The following is a 20280-nucleotide window of genomic DNA, read 5'->3' as shown; positions in this document are numbered from 1 at the left end:
GATTCGCTAGGAACGAGAGTTTCGATTCGAGGACAGGAGGCTTCACATGCCACGTCTTTTCACCGCCCTCGAAATTCCGCGTGATGCTGCTCTCTCTTTGTCCCTGCTCCGGGGCGGGCTGCCCGGAGCGCGCTGGATCGACGTCGAAAACTACCACCTGACGCTGCGCTTCATCGGCGATGTCGAGGGCCATGTTGCCGACGAGATCGCCAACGCCCTCGACCGCGTCGACCGCCCCTCTTTCCAGCTCACGCTCACCGGCGTCGGCGCCTTCGGCGGCAAGAAGCCGCATGCGGTGTGGGCCGGCGTGTCGGCCTCGCCCGACCTAACGGCGCTGCAGGGCGAGATCGACCGCATCTGCCAGCGGCTCGGCCTGCCGGCCGACCCACGCAAGTTTTCGCCGCATGTGACGCTGGCGCGCCTGCGCAATGGGAGCCCGCTCGATGTCGCGCAATATCTTTCGGCGCGCGGCAATTTCGCGGCATTGCCCTTCCGCGTCGGCCGCTTCGTCCTGATGTCGTCGCGCGATTCGGTCGGCGGCGGCCCCTACATCGTCGAAGAGGCGTGGCCGCTGGTCGGCGAAGCGCTGGCCCCGAGCCGCTTCGCCAGCGCATCCGACGCCTCGCGGATCATGCGGTAGACCGAGGCGAAGGCCTCGGCGCCGTCGTAATAGGGATCGGGAATGTCCACGGCCTTTCCCGTGGCAAAATCCAGATAAAGATGGATGCGGTCGTGCGCGGCCTGCGGCGCCAGCGCCTTGAGGTCGCGCACATTCGCCCGGTCCATGCCGAGGATCAGGTCGAAGCGCATAAAATCCTCCGGCAGCACCTTGCGCGCCCGCTGCCCTGAAATGTCGACGCCGTGCCTTTCCGCCACAGCGATCGAGCGCCGGTCCGGCTCCTGGCCGGCATGCCAGCCGCCCGTCCCGGCCGAATCGATCACCAGACCCTGCTCTTTGCCTTGCTCGGTCAGGACGGCGCGGAACACGCCCTCGGCCAGCGGCGAGCGGCAGATGTTGCCAAGGCAGACGAACAGAATGGATTTTATGGGGTTTGCGCTCATCGATCCGGCGCTATGGTTGGATCATCTGCGAATAGCACAGGGACCGGACATGAACAGGGAAAAACTCAACAAGGAAGCGATCGTCGCCGCGCTTGCGGAACTTGACGGCTGGTCGCTCGCCGCCGACGGCGCCTCCATCAAGCGCAGCTTCGTCTTCAAGAATTTCTCCGAGGCCTTTGCCTTCATGACGCGCGTGGCGCTGGCGGCTGAAAAGATGGACCATCACCCGGACTGGTCGAATGTCTACAAGACCGTCGACGTGACGCTGAACACGCATGACGCAGGCGGCGTCACGGCGCTGGATATCGAGCTCGCCAAGCGGATGAACGTGTATTTCGGCTGAGCGCGAGCGGACTTCGTCATTCCAGGGCGGAGCAAAGAGCCGCCGCGACGCGCGTAGACCCTGGAATCCATTCCGTGGCCTACGAGCGTCGCGGCGGTGCAGACCGTGGCGAACGTTCGCGATTGTCCGAAGCCTCTCAACCTCGTCATGCACGGGCGAAGCGACGCGAAGCGGAGCGCAGACCCGAGGATCCATTCCGTGACCTTTGTCATTCCGTGATCTTGGCCATTCCGTGATCTTGGCCGAGGAATGCAGCGAAGCAGGATTCTGCACCGTAAGCAGCCTGGCTTCGTCATTCCAGGGCGGAGCAAGGAGCGAAGCGACATTCCGTGACCTTTGCCGAGAATTGCAGTGGAGCAGAACTCCGCACCGTGAGCGGCGTTCGTATGTCACGGAATGGATCCTCGGGTCTGCGCGCGTCGCTTCGCTCCTTGCTCCGCCCGTGGATGACGATCGGAGGGATGCCTTGGCCAACCACCACACTGAGGCGATTGCCACGCTGGTTATTGTTGCGAGTTCGATTTTCAGGTCGGCGCGCCTCCTAAACTCTTGTAGCCGCCTCCCGCTTTCACCACATTTTCCCGCGGCGAGCCGCCCGCAACGATGCACGCGGCCGCCAAGGAGCGATTGATGGCGCAAGGTACCGGTTTCGATTTCTTCGGCTTCGGCGACAAGCTTGCCGGCGAGGGCGAAGTACGCGAAAAATTCTGGCGCACTGCCAAAAAGGCGGCGCGGCAGATTCCGTTCATGGACGAGGTTGTCGCCGCCTATTATTGCGCCATGGACAGGGACACGCCGTTGCGCGCCAAGGCCACCCTGCTCGGCGCGCTCGGCTATTTCGTCCTGCCGTTCGATTTCATTCCCGATTTCGTCGTCGGCCTCGGCTTCACCGACGACCTTGCCGTGCTGACCGCGGCGATCACCGCCGTCAGCGCCCATATCACGCCTGCCCACCGGCAGGCCGCCAAAGACGCGCTGGCGGACAAGAGCTGATCCCGGCTCGCTTCAGGCCCGCAAATCGGCGCGGACGAAAAGACAAACTCTTGCCGTTTTCGTGGCATCCAACTCCGCGCCGGGACGTCGCGCCGGCATCAATCCACAGTGGCGGCGCGGATGGTGGCGGTTTCCTGGGGTGGGTTCCTTTTCTTCAAGGACAATTCACCGTTTGGTAACCCTGATTAAATCAAAATGAAGCGACGGCAGGACGCCACGCGGCCCGCCTCCGCCCCATTTGGAATACGGGAAGAACGATGCGCGGATTGATTGCTATAGTTTCCAGCCTGGTCCTGGCGGCCTCGGCGGCGCCGGCGTTGGCGCAGCAGGCGACCAAGATCGGCCAGCACAACGCCTGGGGCACCTACAGCTATCAGTCGGCCGCCGGCAAGGTCTGCTATGTGCTGACCGTGCCCACCGACAAGCAGCCCCCGTCGCTCGACCATGGCGACATGTTCTTCTTCGTCAGCCAGCGGCCCGGACAGCAGGTCTCGTACGAGCCGCAATTCATCGCCGGCTACAACTTCCAGGAAGGCTCGAAGGCCACCGTCACCATCGACAAGAAGTCCTTCTCGATGTTCACCCGCGGCAAGTCGGCCTGGGTCGAGAACGCGGCGGAAGAGCCGGTGCTGATCGCCGCCATGAAGACCGGCTCCGACATGAAGGTGCAGGCGAAGTCGGGCCGCGGCAACCCCACTTCCTACGTCTTCTCGCTGAAGGGCATCTCGGCCGCGCTGGCCTCCATCGCCAAGTGCAAATAGGCGGGAACCGCATTCGAACCTGACGCAAGGCCGGACATCATGCCCGGCCTTTTGTTTGGAATGGCGCTCAGCCCTGCGCGGGCTCTGGCTGCGCCCTGCGCCGCCGGATCGCCTCGGCGATGAAGACGCGCGACAGCGCATGGTAGAGCGGTTCGTTGGAGACCAGCCGCGCCGTGCCGTAGCCGAGCACCGACGCGCACATCAGCGCGATTACATTGTCGTGGTTGCCGGTCATCTCGAGAATGATGACGAAGGCCGTCATCGGCGCCTGCACGACGCCGGCGAAATAGCCGGCCATGCCGAGCAGCGCCGCCGTGCCGGTGGCCGTGCCGAAGACCAGGCCGAGCGTGCTGCCCAAGCCGGCGCCCACCGCCAGCGACGGTGCGAAGAGGCCGCCGGGAATGCCCGATACCATCGACAAGAGGCCGGCTGCGAACTTCTCGACGAAGAAGAAGGCCGGCAGCGGCGTGCCTTCGATCGCGCCGCGCGCCTGCACATAACCGGTGCCGAAGGTCGATCCTCCGGAGGCGATGCCGATCGCGGCGACGGCCAGGCCGCAGACAGCCGCCACGACCAGCGTGCGCGGCAGCGGCTGCAGCGTGTTCCAGCGCCGGATGCGGCGCATGACTTTCAGCGCCAAGAGCGAGAACAGCGCGCCGACACCGCCGCCGATGACGCCGCACGCGAGCACCAGCGGCCAGTCCGTGGCGAAGGCGACCGTGTCCCTGGCGACGCCGAAATAAGTGTAGTTGCCGAGCAGCCCGAGCGAGGCGAGGCCGGCCAGGATCACCGCCGTCAGCACCAGCCCGTTGGTGCGCGCCTCGTAGGCCCGGCCCATTTCCTCGATGGCGAAGACGATGCCGGCAAGCGGCGTGTTGAAGGCGGCGGCGATGCCGGCGGCGGAGCCCGCCAGGATCAGGCCGCGCGCCTGCGCCATGCCGCCCCAGCGCGCCGCCTGCAGCATCAGCGAAGCGCCGACCTGCACTGTCGGGCCTTCGCGGCCGATCGAGGCGCCGCAGGCGAGGCCGACGATGGTCAGCGCGATCTTGCCCACCACCAGCCTCAGCGACAGGATCCGGCTGCGGTCTTCCTCGTCGCGCAGATGCCGCGCCGCGATCGCCTGCGGAATGCCGCTGCCTTGCGATCCCGGAAAGAAGGAATGCGCGAGCCAGGCGCAAAGGACGAAACCGAGCGGCGTGACGACGAGCGGCAGATAGAAGCGCCAGCCGCCGTCATTGCCCGTCATGAGATGGAACAGGGCCTGCGCCCGGTCGGCGAGCAACGCGAACAGGACGCTGATCAGGCCGATCGAGATGGCGCCTGCCCAGAAGACGAGGCGCGGCTGCCAGACGCGCCGCGACATCCACATGGCGTGGGAACGCCGCAGCATGCGGTATTTTCGGGATATGCCGGGCATGACCGTCCTCGTGATGGTTACTCGCCCTAGCACACTCGCCGGGTCGATCAACCCGTGAGGGCGAGCCCGACGCTATGTCCGTCAGGTCGAGGACCGGTGCTCAAGGGGACGCTAGCCGATGGCGGATAACCCGCCGGCGCACCGGCCGGCGGGGAGGTCGGCGCGCAGGGCGAGGTCACATCGCCATTTTTTCACATTCGGCCTGGGCCTTCTTGGTCGACGTGTCGACCATGTAGGCCTTGCCCTTGGCGTCGGTGATCATCATCATGCAATGCTTGATCGGCTTGGCCATCTTCATCATCTCGGCGCTCATCTTGGCGTCCGGCATCATGGTGCCCATGTGGCCGTCCGGCATGATCGCGGTGACCTGTCCGCCCTTCATCATCGTCATGGCGCCCATTGTATCTTCGGCAAAGGCTTGCGAGGCGCAAAGACCGGCGAGGCCGGCAATGAGTGCGAGCTTGATCGAGTGCATTTGAACAACTCCCATTGTTGAGGGGCATGGTCGCCCCTTTCAGGTTCGCGGAAGCGTTTCGATTGGTTACGCCAACACGAAGATGTGATCTGTTTTCAAGGGCCATCGCCAGTCGCGGCCTTCTCCCCCTGTGGGAGAAGGTGGATCGGCGCGCAGCGCCGAGACGGATGAGGGGTGTTCCAGTGAACACCAACGCCTCACTCCGCTGGAGCACCCCTCATCCGACCGAGCTCCGCTCGGCCACCTTCTCCCACAAGGGGAGAAGGAAAGCCCACCCATGACTCCGGCGCCGGGCTGTGCTATGCGCCGCGCTTCCTGGCGGCCGATGCTGAAATCGGCCGCAAATCGCTTATATTGGCGCCACCATGACCATTTCGCTTGATCTTACCGCCGAGGGCGCACGTGATGCCTTGCGCCGCGCAGCGCCGGCCGAGAAGCCGTCGCTGATCGGCCTGACCCGCGCCGAGCTCGGCGAGGCGCTTGTCGGCGCCGGCATCGTGCCCGAGCGCCAGGCAAAAATGCGCGCCCAGCAGCTCTGGCACTGGATGTATGTGCGCGGCGTTTCCGACTTCGCGCATATGTTCAACATCTCCAAGGACCTGCGCGCCGAGCTCGACAAGCATTTCACCGTCGCCCGGCCCGAGATCGTCGAGGAGCAGATCTCTGCTGACGGCACGCGCAAATGGCTGTTCCGCTTTCCGCCGCGTGGCGCCGGCCGTCCGGTCGAGATCGAGACCGTCTACATTCCCGAGGAAGGCCGCGGCACGCTCTGCATTTCGTCCCAGGTCGGCTGCACGCTGACCTGCTCCTTCTGCCACACCGGCACGCAGAAGCTGGTGCGCAACCTCACTGCCGAAGAGATCCTGGCGCAGCTGCTCACCGCGCGCGACCGCCTCGGCGATTTCCCCGACCGCGACACGCCGGACGGCGCCATCGTGCCGGCCGAGGGGCGCAAGGTATCCAACATCGTCATGATGGGCATGGGCGAGCCGCTCTATAACTTCGAGGCGGTGAAGAAGGCGCTGCTGATCGCCTCCGATGGCGACGGGCTGTCGCTGTCGAAGCGGCGGATCACGCTGTCGACCTCCGGCGTGGTGCCGGAAATCTTCCGCACTGGCGAGGAGATCGGCGTGATGTTGGCGATCTCGCTGCACGCCACCAATGACGATCTGCGCGACCTTTTGGTGCCGATCAACAAGAAGTTCCCGCTCAAGGAGCTGATCGCCGCCTGCAAGGCCTACCCGGGCCTCTCCAACGCCAAGCGCATCACCTTCGAATATGTGATGCTGAAGGACGTCAACGATTCGCTCGACGACGCCAAGGCGCTGGTGAAGCTCTTGAAGGGCATTCCGGCCAAGATCAACCTTATCCCGTTCAACCCGTGGCCCGGCACCAACTACCAGTGCTCGGACTGGGAAACGATCGAGAAGTTTGCCGACTACATAAACAATGCCGGCTATGCTTCGCCGATCCGCACCCCGCGCGGCCGCGACATCCTCGCCGCCTGCGGCCAGCTGAAGTCGGAGTCCGAGCGCATGCGCAAGGTCGACCGGCTGGCGCTCGAAGCCATGATGATCGCAGGGCACGGCGAGGCGTGAGGCGCATCATCGCCTATCTCGTCCGCTTCGCCGTTATTCTGGTCGGCTATATCGTCGGCTCGCTGGCGGCGAGCGCCTTCCTCAACATCCTGGTCCTGGCGCATCTGGGCTACACCCCGGCCGATCCGGAGCCGACGGCCACCGCATCGCTCTATTTCTCGGTGCCTTTCGTGGCGCTGTTCGTCGCCTATTTCGCCTTCATGCCGGCGGCGGTCGTCATTTTGATCGCCGAGGTGCTCGGCCGGCGCGACTGGCTGTTCTACGCGCTGGGCGGCGCCGTCATCGCACTCGTTTTCCTCGGCTTCGTGCACAATGTGGGCGACGCCAATTTCGATGTCACCGAAACCAATGCCAGATTGGCGGTGATCGGCGCCGGCATGGTCGGCGGCATCTTCTACTGGCTCTCCGCCGGCCGCCGGGCCGGAAGCTGGCGCCGCGAGGCGCTGCTTGATGCCGAGCCGTGAGCCCTACTTCGCCTGCGCGGTCAGGATCTTGAGCGCGAAGGCCGAGAACACGCCGCCGAACAGATAGTCGACCACGCGCGTCACCCGCGGGCTTGCCTTCATCGCCGCCGAAAATTTCTCCGCCGCCAGCACCATCGGCGCCGTCACCGGGATCGACAGCACGATGAACATCACGCCGAGGAAGAACAGTTTTCCGGACGCGTTCGGATCGTGCGCGGACACGAATTGGGGCAGGAAAGTCATGAAGAACAGGATGATCTTGGGGTTGAGCAGGTTGACGCCGAGCCCGGCCGCCCAGCTGCGGAACAGCGAAACCTGCGGTCCCGTCCTCTTCTCCGGCGAAAAGGCCGAGCCTTTCGTCACCGCTTGAAAAGCCAGGAACACCAGATAGCCGGCGCCAAAAATCTTCAAGACGAAGAAGGCCATCGGCGAGGCGACGATCAGCGCCGAGATGCCGACGACCACCAGCGTGGTGTGGATCAGCGTGCCGCAGAGCGCGCCGGCCATGGAGGCAAAGCCGGTGGCGCGGCCCTGGCTCAGCGTACGCGAGACGAACAGCGTCATGTCCGGCCCAGGCGTGATCGCCAGGATCACCGTGGCGATGGCGAACTGGATCAGCGTCGAAGTGTCGGGAATGAAGGACATGGGGAAGCCCCTGCGGGATGGATCTTAACCCCTATAGCGCAGCCACTTCGGCTTCGCCAGCAACTGGCGATATGGCGTCGGCACAATCTCCCCTCGATGGCAGGCCAATCGCATATGGAGTTTTATCGCGAAGGCCAATGCCACGCCGTCATCCTCGGGCTTGTCCCGAGGATCCGCCGTCGCACGCGGATATAGCGCGACAGGCCGGTAGATCCTCGGGACAAGCGCGAGGATGACGCCAATCAAGGCAGGCTATCCTCCCATAGCCTTATGCGATTGCCGTGCCCTCGAGCGGGAGATCGCGCGCTGCGATTGCCTCGCCCTGCTCACCGTCGTCTCTTGCGCCGCCCGGAAAGGCCGTGATACCTCGCCCGCGAAGCTATTTTCCCGCGGAACCGCCAAAAATGTCCAAGACCAAGAACGTCAAGAAAGTCGTGCTCGCCTATTCCGGCGGCCTCGACACCTCCATCATCCTGAAATGGCTGCAGACCGAGCTCGGCGCCGAAGTCGTCACCTTCACCGCCGATCTCGGCCAGGGTGGTGAGCTGGAGCCGGCGCGCCGCAAGGCCGAGATGATGGGCATCAAGGACATCCGCATCGTCGACGTGCGCGAGGAATTCGTCGCCGACTTCGTCTTCCCGATGTTCCGCGCCAACGCCGTCTATGAAGGCACCTACCTGCTCGGCACCTCGATCGCCCGGCCGCTGATCTCCAAGCACCTGGTCGAGATCGCCAGGGAAACCGGCGCCGACGCCATTGCCCATGGCGCCACCGGCAAGGGCAACGACCAGGTCCGCTTCGAATTATCCGCCTATGCGCTGAATCCGGACATCAAGGTCATTGCGCCGTGGCGCGACTGGTCGTTCAAGTCGCGTACCGACCTTCTCAATTTCGCCGAGCAGCATCAGATCCCGGTGCCGAAGGACAAGCGCGGCGACGCCCCGTTCTCGGTCGACGCCAACCTCCTGCACTCCTCATCCGAGGGCAAGGTGCTGGAGGATCCGTGGAGCGAGCCGCCGGAATTCGTGCATCAGCGCACCGTCTCGCCGATGGATGCACCCGATGTCGTCACCGAGATCGAGATCGAATTCCTCAAGGGCGATCCTATCGCGCTCAACGGCAAGAAGCTGTCGCCGGCCACCATGCTGGCGGCGCTCAACGACCTCGGCCGCGACAACGGCATCGGCCGCCTCGACCTGGTCGAGAACCGTTTTGTGGGCATGAAGTCGCGTGGCGTCTACGAGACGCCCGGCGGCACCATCCTGATCGCCGCCCACCGGGCGATCGAATCGATCACGCTCGACCGCGGTGCCGCCCACCTCAAGGACGAGCTCATGCCGCGCTATGCCGAGCTCATCTACAATGGCTTCTGGTTCTCGCCCGAGCGCGTCATGCTGCAGGCGATGATCGACAAGAGCCAGGACGACGTCGAAGGCACGGTGCGGCTGAAGCTCTACAAGGGCAATGTCATCGTCACCGGCCGCAAGTCGAAGAAGACGCTCTATTCCGACGCGCTGGTTACTTTCGAGGACGACCGCGGCGCCTACGATCAGAAGGACGCCGAGGGCTTCATCCGGTTGAACGGATTGCGGCTCCGGACACTGGCGGCAAGGAACCGTCGCTGAAATTGCGGATCTCCCCTACGGGTGAGATGTCCTGTGGGGCAGAGGGGGTGCTGTCCCGCCGACCTGTCCTTCGTCATTCTAGGGCGGAGCAAGGAGCGAAGCGACGCGCGCAGACCCTAGAATCCATGCCGGGATGGTCGAGAGCCGCCACGGTGCAGAACGCTTACCAGCCAATTCCACGAAACAGCTCGAACCATTCCGGATTGCTCTTTTCGATCAGTTCAATCTTCCATCGCCGTGGCCAGCGTTTCAGTGACGTCTCACGCTGGATGGCATCAGCGATGTCGAAATATTCCTCGTACCAGACGAGACGCTGCACACCGTAACGGCTGGCGAAGCTGGAACCTTGGCCATTCTTGTGCTCGGGTATGCGGGGGCAAGGTCATTGGTGACACCGATATAGATCGTGCCCCCTTTCTGGCTAGCAGTCATGTAGACATAGCCGGTCATCTGGCGATCCTAGCTGGCTGGCGCAGCCATCGGCGCCTATTCTGGACCGCAGCATTCTACGGCCAATGCCATGGCATGGATTCTAGGGTCTGCGCGCGTCGCTCCGCTCCTTGCTCCGCCCTAGAATGACGAAGCACAGGTCGCTCCGCGAGGCCCCAAGGCGCCCCGAGGGAAGTGATCCCCACTTTCCCGGCTTTTGCCAACCTCCACAAACAAAAAAGCCCGGCGCTTGGCCGAGCTTTTCCGTGGAATGACGACCTCGATCAGTCCGCGTCAATCGCTTCGGCGATACGAGCGATGGCCTGCTGGTAGACGCTGGCCGAGTTCCAGCCCGCGATCGCGCCCATATTGGCCTCGTAGCTCGCGCCGGCCTGCCAGCCATGCGCCTTGAGATAGTTGGCGGTGGAAGCCAGCGCCGTGTTGCGGTCGCGCAGGTTGCCGCTGCCGACGCCATATTTCAGCACGTTTCCGGGCAGGAACTGGGTGTGGCCGATCTCGCCATGCATGGCGCCGACCGAGGAGGCGCTCAGCGCGCCGCGATCGACCAGCTTCAGCGCCGCGATGGCGTGCGGGGTGAAATAGTCCGGGCGGCGGCAGTCATAGGCGAGCGTCAGAATGGCCGACACCGTGTTCTGGTTGCCCATCGAGGCGCCGAAGCCGGTTTCCATGCCCCAGATGGCGAGCAGCACGCCCGGCGGCACGCCATAGGTCCGCTCGATATCGGCGAACATCGCCGCGTTGGCCTTCTTCAGCGCGCGGCCTCTCGAGATGATCGCGGACGCCCCGCGGCGTTTCATGAAAGCCTCCACCGAGCCGCTGAAAGCCTTGTGGATGGCGCGATCGGCCGAAATCGTCCTTGTCGCGTAGGTCGCCCCCTCCAGCGCCGAAAGCCCCCTTTGGCCGACGCCGTTGGCCTTGGCCTCGGCGGCAAAGTCCTGCTTCCAGGCGTCGAATCCGGCGCCGTTCTTGCCGCAGCTGGCCGCGGCTTCGGCGCCCGTCGCCAGCCCCAGCATCGCCACCACCGCCGCGGCGGCCGCGAAAATTCTTCTTTTGGCAAAAAATGCCATGTCCTTCTCCTGGTTGCCTTGAATCACGTCCCGGCTGCGAATTTGCCAGCGAAACGCCCGGTTGTCACCGTCCTCGCGGGGGGACATGACACCCGACACAGGCGAAAGAAGGGCAATTGCCTGCGATCGGCCATCAGGTGTGGCGGGCCTGCCTCATGAAAGACGTTGAGGTCGTGGTCATTGGCGCCGGTCCGGCGGGACTTGCCGCGGCTAAAGCGCCTTGCGCCCGCTCACGCCCTTTTGACCGCAACCCCGAGAAATCATGGAACAATTCGTGAGCGGCCGAAAGGCGCTTTAGCCGGAACGCATAAGCCTTGGTTTCGTTTCCGACCGCGAGGGAGCGTGGAAAAACGGAGTGAAAACATGAAACGCGTACTGTTTCCGGCGCTTGCCGGCGCGCTGTTCGCCATGTCGGGCGCGGCCTTGGCCGACACTGCCGTCTCGGCGGTGGCCGATCTCAATGTGCGCGCCGGCCCCGGCCCGCAATATCCCGTGATTGGCGTGCTGGCCGCCGGCCAGTCGGCAACGCTCACCGGCTGCATCGCGAACAGCAAATGGTGCACGATCGCCGAAGCGGGCGGCAATGGCTGGGTCTATTCCGACTATGTGACGGGCGATTTCGGCGGCAGCCGCGTCGTGCTGACACGCCGGCCGGCCAATGCCGAAATCGCCGTCGTGTCGCCGCCGACCGATAACATCTACACCACGGACAGCTACACCGGCGCTATCGTTCCCGGCGACGACGCCATCGAGTCGATCGGCAGACCGCCGGCCGAGGTCGGCACCTATGTCACCACACACCGGGTCGATCCGGTCTATCTCGAGGGCGAGGTGGTGACCGGAGCCACGCTGCCCGACACGGTCGAGCTGCGCGAGATTCCCGATTACCGGTATCGCTATGTCTACGTGAACAACCAGCCGGCGCTGGTCGATCCGGGCACGCGGCGCATCGTCTATGTGATGCGCTGATCGGGCTTGATCGTCGTCAGACGAGCGGCCGCCGGCGATGGCGGCCGCTTCTTTTCCGTGCTGACGGCTCAGCCGGCTTGCCTGCGTTCAATGCACACGTTTGGGATTGGCCGAAGCGTCCGAACTTCGTCATCCACGGGCGGAGCGGAAGCGAAGCGGACGCGTAGACCCGAGGATCCATTCCGGGACCCCGGCCGAAGAGCGCAGCGGGGCAGAATTCTGCACTGTGGCAACGCTCGGAAGTAACGGAATGGATCCTCGGGTCTGCGCCGCGTCGCTTCGCTCCTTGCTCCGCCCGTGGATGACGATGAGATGGGCGTTCCAGCTAATCTCTTACCGTCGTGATCGCGCGTTAGTGTTCCGTGGTACGAATTCGATGTTCGTGCCCTCAACGCGATCCAGTCAGTCCCGGCTCAAAGCAAGGTAATCGCGCGGTAACCACCGACCTCCTACACAATACAGCCGAAAGCCTTCGGCAGGGGAGCCGCGTGACGATCGAAAATGCCGCCTTCGAGCGCTATCGCCGCTCGCCGAACGAAAAAACCAATTTGCTGCGGCTGTTCTTCGGCACGGCGATCGTCATTGCCTTCTGGATGGCGGCGACGGCCGTCGTGCTGTTTGCCGGCACCTATGTCTACATCGTCTGGCGCCTGCCCGGCCCCTCGACCGGGCAGTACATGCAGGACTTCCTGGCATCGCCCGTCGGCATCCTCAGCGCGCTGAGCTCCTTTGCCGGCATCTGGATCGGCCTGTGGGTGGCGATGCGATTGGTGCATGGCGAGCCGCTGTCGGCTCTCTTTGGCGTCACCCGCCGCATCGCTGGCGGCGATTTCCTCAAGGGCATGGTCGCGGTGCTGATCACCTCGCTGTTCTCCGAGGTGCTGCTCTATTGGCTGCAGCCGGAGATCGCGCGCGGACCGATCACCCTGTCGTCCTGGCTGCTCTTCCTGGCGCCGATCGCGCTGCTCGCATTCCTGCAGACCTCGTCGGAGGAAATGCTGTTTCGCGGCTATCTGCTGCGCGCCCTCGCTCGTCGCTTCGGGAGTCCTCTGGTCTGGGCGGTGCTGCCGGGCCTGCTGTTCACGTCGCTGCACTGGAATACGGCCTCGACGCTGGCCATCAATGCCAGTGTCTTCATCTCGATCGGCACATTCGCCCTGCTGCTCACGCTCCTGGTCTATGTCACCGGCAATCTCGGCGCCGGCTTCGGCGCCCATCTCGGCAACAACTTGACCGGCTTCCTGCTGATCTCGCACCAGGAGGCCTACAATTCCTTCGCGCTGCTCAATGCCAAGCCTCTCGAAGGCCCCGGCTGGACCAATCTGGACGCCGTTCTCATCGCCGCGATCGGCGTCGTCAGCACGCTTCTGACGATGCTGCTGCTTTTGCACCGGCGCTCGCCGCTGCGGGTCGGGGCGACCCGGCAAAGTCCGCTATGAGACGCCCCAAATGGCGGCGTTTTGGCCGGGATTCCAGCATAGTTTCTTGACGCATGTCGTTGCCGCAAAACCGCTGCGCACTTTTGCGCGACATGCGTTGGCCTTGACTCCGCTGCCGATTTCCTGTCTAGAGCCGCTGAATTCCGCGACGAGTTTTCTTTCGCGAAAGCCGACCAGGACGCCGAAGCCTCTTTGAGGCGGGTGCTGTAAAGAGATCCTGGAGGCCAACACCCGGCAGCGCGATGCGCCCCCGGGTGCTTTTTGGCTTTGCGCTTTTGCTTGGCGACCCGGCGCGAACGCACTACCTCTCGGTCAACCCCACCGAGATCAAGGACCGCAGATGTTTGAATCCCTCCAGGAGCGTCTTGGCTCCATCCTGAACGGCCTGACTGGTCGCGGCGCGCTGTCCGAGGCGGATGTCTCGGCGGCTTTGCGCGAGGTGCGCCGTGCGCTGCTCGAGGCCGATGTCGCGCTGGAAGTGGTTCGCTCCTTCACCGACAAGGTGCGCGAGAAGGCGGTCGGCGCCGCGGTGCTGAAGTCGATCAAGCCCGGACAGATGGTCGTCAAGATCGTCCATGACGAGCTGGTCGAGATGCTCGGCGCCGAGGGCGTAGCCGTCGACCTCAACGCGCCGGCGCCCGTGGTCGTCATGATGGTCGGCCTGCAGGGTTCCGGCAAGACGACGACCTCGGCCAAGATCGCCAAGCGGCTGTCCGAGCGGCAGAACAAGAAGGTTCTGATGGCCTCGCTCGACACGCGGCGTCCCGCCGCGCAGGAGCAGCTGCGCCAGCTCGGCGAGCAGACCAAGGTCGCGACGCTGCCGATCATCGCCGGCCAGAGCCCGGTCGATATCGCCAAGCGCGCTGTGCAGGCCGCCCGGCTCGGCGGCCATGACGTCGTCATCCTCGACACCGCCGGCCGCACCCATATCGACGAGCCGCTGATGGTCGAGATGGCCGACATCAAGAAGGTGTCGAGCCCGCACGAGATCCTGCTGGTCGCCGACTCGCTCACCGGCCAGGACGCCGTCAATCTGGCGAAAAGCTTCGACGAGCGCGTCGGCATCACCGGCCTGGTGCTGACCCGCATGGACGGTGACGGCCGCGGCGGCGCGGCGCTGTCGATGCGCGCCGTCACCGGCAAGCCGATCAAGCTCATCGGCACCGGCGAAAAGATGGACGGGCTGGAGGAATTCCACCCCAAGCGCATCGCCGACCGCATCCTCGGCATGGGCGACATTGTCTCGCTCGTCGAGAAGGCCGCCGAAACCATCGACGCCGAGCAGGCGGCGGCGATGGCGAAAAAGATGCAGTCGGGCAAGTTCGACCTGAACGACCTTGCCCAGCAGCTTCAGCAGATGTCGAAGATGGGCGGCATGGGCGGCATCATGGGCATGATGCCCGGCATGGGCAAGATGAAGGACCAGCTGGCGGCCGCCGGCCTCGACGACAAGATGTTCGGCCGCCAGCTCGCCATCATCTCCTCGATGACCAAGGCCGAGCGCGCCAACCCCGATATCCTCAAGCACTCGCGCAAGAAGCGCATCGCCGCCGGTTCCGGCACCGACGCGGCCGAGATCAACAAGCTCTTGAAGATGCATCGCGGCATGGCCGACATGATGAAGGCGATGGGCGGCAAGGGCAAAGGCGGCGGCCTTATGCGCGGCATGATGGGCGGCCTCGCCTCGAAAATGGGGCTGGGCGGAATGATGCCCGGCGGCGGCATGCCCGACCTGTCTAAGATGGATCCCAAGCAGCTCGAAGCCCTGCAGAAGCAGGCGCAGGCCGCCGGCCTCGGCAAGGGCCTGCCGGGCGGGCTTCCCGGTGGCGGCGGACTGCCGGGCCTGTCTGGCGGCATGAAGCTTCCGGGTCTGCCGGGCCTGGGCGGCGGCGGGCTGCCCGGTTTGGGCAAGAAGAAGTGAAGGGGCGATGAACGAGGAGAAAGACATGGCCGATGCACGCGCCATCCTGGCCGGCTACCGCGCTTCGATCGACAATATCGACGCCGCCCTCATCCATATGCTGGCCGAACGCTTCCGCTGCACCAAGGCGGTCGGCGTTCTGAAGGCCGAGCATGGCCTGCCGCCCGCCGACCCGGCGCGCGAGCAGCAGCAGATCGCCCGTCTTCGCCAGCTGGCGAAGGATGCGCATCTCGACCCGGATTTCGCGGAGAAATTCCTCAACTTCGTCGTCCGCGAAGTGATCCGGCACCACGAACAGATCGCCGCTGCCAACGGCGTGACGAAAACCGGCTGAACCCAGCCGAAAACTCATCAACGAAATCAGAGCTTTTAGGAGACAAAGAAATGGCACTGAAGATCAGACTGGCCCGTGCGGGCTCGAAGAAGCGTCCTTACTACCACGTCGTCGTCGCCGACGCCCGTTCGCCGCGCGACGGCCGTTTCATCGAGTCGCTCGGCTCGTGGAACCCGCTGCTGCCGAAGGACGGCGAGCGCGTCAAGGTCGACGCCGACCGCGTCAAGCACTGGCTGTCGCATGGCGCCCAGCCGACCGACCGCGTGCTGCGCTTCCTCGACGAGGCCGGTATTGCCAAGCGCGAGGCCCGCTCGAACCCGAACAAGGCTCTGCCCGGCAAGAAGGCGCAGGAACGCGCTGCCTTGCTGAAGAAGGCCCAGGAAGACGCCGCTGCGGCGGCTGCCGCGGCGAGCGCCGCACCGGCCGAGGCTGAGGCGGCCAGCGCCGAGTAATCACGGTTCTTCGTCGCTTATGAAAACGGCGGGTATCGGCCCGCCGTTTTTCTTTGTTCGATTTCGGTCCGATATCTCAATAGCCGGACGGGCAGCGCGCCACATAGACACGCCCGTAACGGTCGCGATAGCGGCACTGGCCGGCTTCGCTGGCATGGCCGATCAGCGCGCCGGCCACTGCGCCGACCGCGCCGCCCACGACCGCGCCCTGCACAGGGTCGCCCGCCACTGCGGCACCGACCGCCGCACCGCCCAGGCCACCGATCGCAGCACCCTTTTCCGTTTGCGAGCAGGCGCCAAGGGCCACCGTCAGCACCAGGATGGTAATTGCTTTCTTCATTGCTGTTCCTCTCTCAAGCGCCGTCCTCGCCGCCATGCCCTAAACTCACAAACAGCTAAATTGATCCCGGCAATGATGAAGATTGGCCGGCTAGGCCCCGGCCGGATTTGCAGCACTGAACGCCAACTCGTTGAAACTTCATGGTTTTCAGCGCTCCGTAAGGCGCTTCAGATTGCCGAGCCCGGCCTCGAAATCCTTGCCGATGAGCGTGTCGAAATTCATGAACAGGCTCATCAGCTTGGCGATGAAGGGCCTTGCCCCGCGCATCGCCCAGGTGACGGTCGTGCCCTCGCCGGACGGCGAAAGCGTGAAGTCGACGCTGTTGTTGGCCTTGAACGGCTTTTCGAAGTCGAGCTTGAGCGACACCAGCGATGACGGCACCGAATTTGTGATCTCCATGCGGCCCTTGCCGGCCTTGGAGTTGCCTTCCCAGGCATAGGCCGCGCCTTTGCCGCTTTCGGCGCCCGACAGCGTGCGCTTCATGCCGGGGTCGAGTTTTTCGAAGGGCGACCATTCGGGCCAGCGCCGGAAATCGTTGATCAGCGGGAAGATCGTCTCGGCCGGCGCCTTGATGCTGGCCGAACGCGTGACGACGAAATCGTTCGGCCGGGTCGCGGCATAGGTCAGCACCGCGGCGACGATGACGACCAGGATGATGAGGATGGTGGCAAACATTTCTTTTGCTCCTCTATCGCGAGAACGGGATCAGCGCGCGCACCCTTTGGTCGCGCAGGTAGAGCCCGCCCCACAGGATTATGCCGAGATAGACGCCGAACAAGGTATGCGAGAACAGCGGGTTGCCGATCCGCACATGCGTCGAAATCGCGCCGCCCATATAGGCGGTGAGCAGGATGGCGCCGAGCACCGATGTACGTGGCCATGCGTAGAGCGCAGTCGAGATCAGCCCGATGACACCCAGCATGCGCGCGACATTGGCGTCGGCCGGCCAGCCGAGTTCGGTCATCGTCCGGGTGACAACATCCAGCGGCGGCAGCTTGATGACGCCGTCGAAAATCATGAACAGGATGACGACGGCGCTTAGCACGCGCCCGGTCCACAAGGCGCCGTTCGAGACAGGCACGGCTTCGGAAATGCTCATGGGTGTTCCTCCTGATGGTTCAAGGGCCGACTTTCTGCCAGCTTCGAACCAAGGACGGAGAACCACGCGGCGATCCTACGGGTCGGGGTGCGCTTTTTTCAAAAGCGTGGTTCAGTGCGTGGAACGGAAGGTGGCACGATGACCGGCGAGACCGACCTGGGCAGGCTGTTGGCTTCGATGACGCCGCAACTGCTCGCCGGAACCTACGTCTTCGCTACGCTGGCGCCGGACGCGGCCATGCCGGATGGGCTCGATCCCGTCATGCAATTCCGCGAGCACGAAGGTTTGACGCTGATCGTCGCGGAAGACGCAGCGAAAGCAGCCGGCCTTGCCGGCACGTTCCGCAGCCGGATGATCACGCTCGACATCCACTCCTCGCTGGAAGCCGTCGGCTTCCTCGCCGCCATCACCACGCGGCTCGCGGCGGCAGGCATGGGCGTCAATCCGGTGTCGGCCTTCTATCACGACCATCTGTTCGTGCCGGCGGAGCGGGCGGAGGAAGCGCTGGCGATATTGCGCGGCCTGGCGGCCGAAAATGGGCCTGAGCTCAGCGCCTGAGGACATAAAGAATATCCGGCAAGCTTTCCTCATTGGCCGAGCCGTCGCCGAGGGCCTCGGCGCGAAAACCGTGGCGTTCGTAGAAGCGGCGCGCGCCGGTATTGGCCTGGAAGCAATGAAGCTTGACTACAGGTATGCCGGCGGTGGCTTGAGCAAGCAGCCGGCTGCCGATGCCTTGTCCAGTCCAGGCCGGATCAAGATAGAGCTGCTCGACCCATTCGCCCTTGGCGGCGATGAAGCCGACGATGCATTCGGCGGTCTCGGCGACCGCCACTTGCTGCTCGGGCAGCAGGATATCGCGGATGAAGAACAGGTCCTCCTCCGGCGTGTGCAACACCGGCATCCAGTCGAAGGCATTGACCGACGCGCGCATCAGCTTGGCGATGGCGGCCGCGTCGGAAGCGATGGCCGGACGCAGGAGGATATTGGAAGCCGGACCGATCATGAGCTCAGCTGACCCGAAAAGTGCGAGCGTTCCCTTCTCCCCTTGTGGGAGAAGGTGGATCGGCGCGCAGCGCCGAGACGGATGAGGGGTGTTCCAGCGGAGTGAGACGTTGGCTTTCCCTGGAACACCCCTCATCCGTCGCCTTCGGCGACACCTTCTCCCACAAGGGGAGAAGGAAGAAGCGCCACGGCCGAAGGCCGAGCCTGCGACTGCGGGCCGCCGGTCGTCCGGCGCGCCCGCGCAGGGCCAGCCGCGGCAGCGGCGGTGCGGCCCGTGAGCGAAAACAAACTGCCGTCAGGCCGCCTTCTTCTTCGGCTGGATCAGGCCGCGCTCGACCAGGAGTTCGGCGATCTGCACGGCGTTCAGCGCCGCGCCCTTGCGCAGGTTGTCGGAGACCACCCACATCGACAGGCCGTTGTCGACGGTCGAATCCTCGCGGATGCGCGAGATGAAGGTGGCGTCCTCGCCGGCCGATTCGAGCGGCGTGATGTAGCCGCCGTTCTCGCGCTTATCGAGCACCTGGCATCCGGGCGCCTCGCGCAGGATCTCGCGCGCCTCATCCGCCGTGATCGGCTTCTCGAACTCGATGTTGACCGCTTCCGAATGGCCGATGAACACCGGCACGCGCACGCAGGTCGCCGTCAGCTTGATCTTGGGGTCGAGCATCTTCTTGGTCTCGGCCACCATCTTCCACTCTTCCTTGGTGAAGCCGTCGTCGAGGAAGACATCGATATGCGGGATGACGTTGAAGGCGATGCGCTTGGTGAACTTCTTGACGTCGACCTGGTCGGCGACGAACACCGCGCGGGTCTGGGTGAAGAGCTCGTCCATGCCTTCCTTGCCGGCGCCCGACACCGACTGGTAGGTGGCGACGACAACGCGCTTGATGGTGGCGACGTCATGCAGCGGCTTTAGCGCGACCACCAGCTGCGCCGTCGAGCAGTTCGGGTTGGCGATGATGTTCTTGCGCGTGAACAGCGAGATCGCGTCCGGGTTCACCTCCGGCACGATCAGCGGCACGTCCTGATCGTAGCGGAAGGCCGACGAATTATCGATGACGACGCAGCCCTGCTTGCCGATCTTCGGCGACCATTCCTTCGACACATTGCCGCCGGCCGACATCACGCAGATGTCGGTGTCGGAAAAATCGTACTGATCAAGCGCCTTGACCTTCAGCGTGCGGTCGCCGAAGGACACTTCGGTACCCTGGCTGCGCCGCGACGCCAGCGCCACCACCTCGCTCACCGGGAAGCCGCGCTCGTCGAGAATGTTGAGCATTTCGCGGCCCACATTGCCCGTGGCGCCGACTACCGCAACCTTGAAACTCATCTGATATCTCCTGTCCCTCTCCGCTTGGTTGTTGGAGAAAACCCGCCGGCCTCATGCGGGTTTCGCCCCCCGGGCCGTACCCGGGAGAGGGTGGTTAGGCCAAGGGAATCACACCGTTTTGGTGGTGGTTTTGCCGGTTTTCTTGGCCAAGAATGGGGTTTTGCTGGAACGGACGGACGCGTCTAAGCGCCCAGCCCAATGCGTTACATTGTGGCTGGGGGAGTCGAATGCAAGAAGAGCCATCGAAAGGCCGCGCATCGGAAAACCATCCCGTTCGACGCGGGCTTTTACGCAGTTTGGCAAAAGAGTCAATTGGCGTAGCGCCTCTCCTTCTCCCCTTGTGGGAGAAGGTGGATCGGCGCGCAGCGCCGAGACGGATGAGGGGTGTTCCAGCGGAGTGAGGCGTTGGCTTTCCCTGGAGCACCCCTCATCCGGCCGCTTCGCGGCCACCTTCTCCCACAAGGGGAGAAGGGAAAGGCGGTGCCGCCTGCTCT

The 20280-nt window shown here is 64.3% G+C and carries 23 protein-coding genes and 1 pseudogene; 13 read left to right on the top strand and 11 right to left on the bottom strand.

Annotated features, from left to right (window positions below; all coding sequences use genetic code 11):
* The first annotated feature begins 46 nt into the window (after nt 1-46).
* Complete coding sequence (thpR, locus tag LB552_RS27960; protein WP_140845987.1) at nt 47-640, top strand: RNA 2',3'-cyclic phosphodiesterase; 594 nt, start codon at nt 47-49, stop codon at nt 638-640.
* On the opposite strand, the gene LB552_RS27955 is transcribed toward thpR, so the two are convergent.
* Nucleotides 547-1062 (bottom strand): low molecular weight protein-tyrosine-phosphatase, encoded by a 516-nt coding sequence (locus LB552_RS27955; protein ID WP_224611339.1) that lies wholly within the window; start codon nt 1060-1062, stop codon nt 547-549. The genes thpR and LB552_RS27955 overlap by 94 nt on opposite strands.
* A gap of 49 nt (nt 1063-1111) precedes the next feature.
* Between LB552_RS27955 and LB552_RS27950 the strand changes: the two genes are divergently transcribed.
* The 3 genes from LB552_RS27950 (at nt 1112) to LB552_RS27940 (ending at nt 3159) form a co-directional block, all read left to right on the top strand.
* Nucleotides 1112-1405 carry a 4a-hydroxytetrahydrobiopterin dehydratase gene (locus tag LB552_RS27950; protein WP_095769998.1) on the top strand — a complete coding sequence of 98 codons (294 nt, stop codon included), beginning with the start codon at nt 1112-1114 and terminating at the stop codon, nt 1403-1405.
* A gap of 630 nt (nt 1406-2035) precedes the next feature.
* Nucleotides 2036-2398, top strand: coding sequence for a YkvA family protein (locus LB552_RS27945; RefSeq protein ID WP_224608587.1), 363 nt, complete (start codon nt 2036-2038; stop codon nt 2396-2398).
* A gap of 257 nt (nt 2399-2655) precedes the next feature.
* Nucleotides 2656-3159: an invasion associated locus B family protein gene (locus tag LB552_RS27940; protein WP_095769999.1), complete on the top strand. Its 504-nt coding sequence runs from the start codon at nt 2656-2658 to the stop codon at nt 3157-3159.
* Between the two features lie 67 nt (nt 3160-3226).
* Here the strand turns inward: LB552_RS27940 and LB552_RS27935 are convergent, their stop codons facing one another.
* Together LB552_RS27935 and LB552_RS27930 are read right to left on the bottom strand one after the other, a co-directional pair.
* Complete coding sequence (locus tag LB552_RS27935) at nt 3227-4576, bottom strand: chloride channel protein (protein ID WP_224611337.1); 1350 nt, start codon at nt 4574-4576, stop codon at nt 3227-3229.
* Between the two features lie 175 nt (nt 4577-4751).
* Nucleotides 4752-5051 (bottom strand): hypothetical protein, encoded by a 300-nt coding sequence (locus LB552_RS27930; RefSeq protein WP_224611335.1) that lies wholly within the window; start codon nt 5049-5051, stop codon nt 4752-4754.
* A 365-nt stretch (nt 5052-5416) separates the two neighbouring features.
* Here LB552_RS27930 and rlmN point away from each other — a divergent pair, with 365 nt between their 5' ends.
* A complete protein-coding gene (gene rlmN, locus LB552_RS27925) occupies nt 5417-6649 on the top strand; it encodes a 23S rRNA (adenine(2503)-C(2))-methyltransferase RlmN (protein ID WP_224532681.1) in 1233 nt (410 codons plus the stop codon).
* On the top strand, nt 6646-7113 hold the full coding sequence (locus LB552_RS27920) for a hypothetical protein (protein WP_224611333.1): 468 nt from the start codon (nt 6646-6648) through the stop codon (nt 7111-7113). Before rlmN ends, LB552_RS27920 begins: the two co-directional genes overlap by 4 nt.
* Nucleotides 7114-7116: 3 nt before the next feature.
* On the opposite strand, the gene LB552_RS27915 is transcribed toward LB552_RS27920, so the two are convergent.
* Entirely contained in the window at nt 7117-7758 is a 642-nt protein-coding gene (locus LB552_RS27915) for a LysE family translocator (protein ID WP_224532687.1), read from the bottom strand.
* Nucleotides 7759-8162: 404 nt separating this feature from the next.
* On the opposite strand from LB552_RS27915, the gene LB552_RS27910 reads away from it, so the two are divergent.
* Nucleotides 8163-9383, top strand: a complete 1221-nt coding sequence (locus LB552_RS27910; RefSeq protein WP_224611331.1) for an argininosuccinate synthase — start codon at nt 8163-8165, stop codon at nt 9381-9383.
* 163 nt (nt 9384-9546) lie between these two features.
* On the opposite strand, the pseudogene LB552_RS27905 reads toward LB552_RS27910, so the two are convergent.
* Both LB552_RS27905 and LB552_RS27900 read right to left on the bottom strand, forming a co-directional pair.
* Nucleotides 9547-9833 (bottom strand): annotated as a pseudogene (locus LB552_RS27905) (GIY-YIG nuclease family protein).
* A gap of 263 nt (nt 9834-10096) precedes the next feature.
* A complete protein-coding gene (locus tag LB552_RS27900) occupies nt 10097-10900 on the bottom strand; it encodes a lytic transglycosylase domain-containing protein (protein WP_224611329.1) in 804 nt (267 codons plus the stop codon).
* Nucleotides 10901-11263: 363 nt separating this feature from the next.
* Between LB552_RS27900 and LB552_RS27895 the strand changes: the two genes are divergently transcribed.
* From LB552_RS27895 to rpsP, 5 genes are all read left to right on the top strand, one after another.
* A complete protein-coding gene (locus LB552_RS27895; RefSeq protein ID WP_140845976.1) occupies nt 11264-11869 on the top strand; it encodes a DUF1236 domain-containing protein in 606 nt (201 codons plus the stop codon).
* 488 nt (nt 11870-12357) lie between these two features.
* Nucleotides 12358-13308 (top strand): CPBP family intramembrane glutamic endopeptidase, encoded by a 951-nt coding sequence (locus LB552_RS27890; protein ID WP_224611328.1) that lies wholly within the window; start codon nt 12358-12360, stop codon nt 13306-13308.
* A gap of 340 nt (nt 13309-13648) precedes the next feature.
* Complete coding sequence (ffh, locus tag LB552_RS27885) at nt 13649-15229, top strand: signal recognition particle protein (RefSeq protein ID WP_224611326.1); 1581 nt, start codon at nt 13649-13651, stop codon at nt 15227-15229.
* A gap of 7 nt (nt 15230-15236) precedes the next feature.
* Nucleotides 15237-15563, top strand: coding sequence for a chorismate mutase (locus LB552_RS27880; protein WP_095770012.1), 327 nt, complete (start codon nt 15237-15239; stop codon nt 15561-15563).
* Nucleotides 15564-15613: 50 nt separating this feature from the next.
* Nucleotides 15614-16015, top strand: coding sequence for a 30S ribosomal protein S16 (gene rpsP / locus LB552_RS27875; RefSeq protein WP_140845973.1), 402 nt, complete (start codon nt 15614-15616; stop codon nt 16013-16015).
* A gap of 76 nt (nt 16016-16091) precedes the next feature.
* On the opposite strand, the gene LB552_RS27870 is transcribed toward rpsP, so the two are convergent.
* The 3 genes from LB552_RS27870 to LB552_RS27860 form a co-directional block, all read right to left on the bottom strand.
* On the bottom strand, nt 16092-16355 hold the full coding sequence (locus LB552_RS27870) for a YMGG-like glycine zipper-containing protein (RefSeq protein ID WP_095770014.1): 264 nt from the start codon (nt 16353-16355) through the stop codon (nt 16092-16094).
* Nucleotides 16356-16502: 147 nt separating this feature from the next.
* Nucleotides 16503-17030 (bottom strand): SRPBCC family protein, encoded by a 528-nt coding sequence (locus tag LB552_RS27865; RefSeq protein ID WP_224532666.1) that lies wholly within the window; start codon nt 17028-17030, stop codon nt 16503-16505.
* Between the two features lie 13 nt (nt 17031-17043).
* A complete protein-coding gene (locus tag LB552_RS27860) occupies nt 17044-17454 on the bottom strand; it encodes a DoxX family protein (protein ID WP_224532665.1) in 411 nt (136 codons plus the stop codon).
* Between the two features lie 138 nt (nt 17455-17592).
* Here LB552_RS27860 and LB552_RS27855 point away from each other — a divergent pair, with 138 nt between their 5' ends.
* Nucleotides 17593-18012 carry an ACT domain-containing protein gene (locus tag LB552_RS27855; RefSeq protein ID WP_224532664.1) on the top strand — a complete coding sequence of 140 codons (420 nt, stop codon included), beginning with the start codon at nt 17593-17595 and terminating at the stop codon, nt 18010-18012.
* Here LB552_RS27855 and LB552_RS27850 read toward each other — a convergent pair.
* Nucleotides 18002-18457, bottom strand: coding sequence for a GNAT family N-acetyltransferase (locus tag LB552_RS27850; protein ID WP_224611324.1), 456 nt, complete (start codon nt 18455-18457; stop codon nt 18002-18004). The genes LB552_RS27855 and LB552_RS27850 overlap by 11 nt on opposite strands.
* A gap of 294 nt (nt 18458-18751) precedes the next feature.
* Nucleotides 18752-19786, bottom strand: coding sequence for an aspartate-semialdehyde dehydrogenase (locus LB552_RS27845; RefSeq protein ID WP_095770019.1), 1035 nt, complete (start codon nt 19784-19786; stop codon nt 18752-18754).
* Between the last annotated feature and the right edge of the window lie 494 nt (nt 19787-20280).

Source organism: Mesorhizobium sp. CA7, assembly GCF_020165015.1.
Taxonomy (GTDB): domain Bacteria; phylum Pseudomonadota; class Alphaproteobacteria; order Rhizobiales; family Rhizobiaceae; genus Mesorhizobium.
The sequence above is the reverse complement of the archived record's forward strand: the minus strand, read 5'-3'. Positions and strand labels throughout refer to the sequence as shown.

Excerpts from the sequence above, each read along its gene's own strand:
- thpR (WP_140845987.1), top strand. The coding sequence starts at position 47 with ATGCCACGTCTTTTCACCGCCCTCGAAATTCCGCGTGATGCTGCTCTC.
- LB552_RS27955 (WP_224611339.1), bottom strand. The coding sequence starts at position 1,062 with ATGAGCGCAAACCCCATAAAATCCATTCTGTTCGTCTGCCTTGGCAAC.
- LB552_RS27950 (WP_095769998.1), top strand. The coding sequence starts at position 1,112 with ATGAACAGGGAAAAACTCAACAAGGAAGCGATCGTCGCCGCGCTTGCG.
- LB552_RS27945 (WP_224608587.1), top strand. The coding sequence starts at position 2,036 with ATGGCGCAAGGTACCGGTTTCGATTTCTTCGGCTTCGGCGACAAGCTT.
- LB552_RS27940 (WP_095769999.1), top strand. The coding sequence starts at position 2,656 with ATGCGCGGATTGATTGCTATAGTTTCCAGCCTGGTCCTGGCGGCCTCG.
- LB552_RS27935 (WP_224611337.1), bottom strand. The coding sequence starts at position 4,576 with ATGCCCGGCATATCCCGAAAATACCGCATGCTGCGGCGTTCCCACGCC.
- LB552_RS27930 (WP_224611335.1), bottom strand. The coding sequence starts at position 5,051 with ATGCACTCGATCAAGCTCGCACTCATTGCCGGCCTCGCCGGTCTTTGC.
- rlmN (WP_224532681.1), top strand. The coding sequence starts at position 5,417 with ATGACCATTTCGCTTGATCTTACCGCCGAGGGCGCACGTGATGCCTTG.
- LB552_RS27915 (WP_224532687.1), bottom strand. The coding sequence starts at position 7,758 with ATGTCCTTCATTCCCGACACTTCGACGCTGATCCAGTTCGCCATCGCC.
- LB552_RS27910 (WP_224611331.1), top strand. The coding sequence starts at position 8,163 with ATGTCCAAGACCAAGAACGTCAAGAAAGTCGTGCTCGCCTATTCCGGC.
- LB552_RS27900 (WP_224611329.1), bottom strand. The coding sequence starts at position 10,900 with ATGGCATTTTTTGCCAAAAGAAGAATTTTCGCGGCCGCCGCGGCGGTG.
- LB552_RS27895 (WP_140845976.1), top strand. The coding sequence starts at position 11,264 with ATGAAACGCGTACTGTTTCCGGCGCTTGCCGGCGCGCTGTTCGCCATG.
- ffh (WP_224611326.1), top strand. The coding sequence starts at position 13,649 with ATGTTTGAATCCCTCCAGGAGCGTCTTGGCTCCATCCTGAACGGCCTG.
- LB552_RS27880 (WP_095770012.1), top strand. The coding sequence starts at position 15,237 with ATGAACGAGGAGAAAGACATGGCCGATGCACGCGCCATCCTGGCCGGC.
- rpsP (WP_140845973.1), top strand. The coding sequence starts at position 15,614 with ATGGCACTGAAGATCAGACTGGCCCGTGCGGGCTCGAAGAAGCGTCCT.
- LB552_RS27870 (WP_095770014.1), bottom strand. The coding sequence starts at position 16,355 with ATGAAGAAAGCAATTACCATCCTGGTGCTGACGGTGGCCCTTGGCGCC.
- LB552_RS27865 (WP_224532666.1), bottom strand. The coding sequence starts at position 17,030 with ATGTTTGCCACCATCCTCATCATCCTGGTCGTCATCGTCGCCGCGGTG.
- LB552_RS27860 (WP_224532665.1), bottom strand. The coding sequence starts at position 17,454 with ATGAGCATTTCCGAAGCCGTGCCTGTCTCGAACGGCGCCTTGTGGACC.
- LB552_RS27855 (WP_224532664.1), top strand. The coding sequence starts at position 17,593 with ATGACCGGCGAGACCGACCTGGGCAGGCTGTTGGCTTCGATGACGCCG.
- LB552_RS27850 (WP_224611324.1), bottom strand. The coding sequence starts at position 18,457 with ATGATCGGTCCGGCTTCCAATATCCTCCTGCGTCCGGCCATCGCTTCC.
- LB552_RS27845 (WP_095770019.1), bottom strand. The coding sequence starts at position 19,786 with ATGAGTTTCAAGGTTGCGGTAGTCGGCGCCACGGGCAATGTGGGCCGC.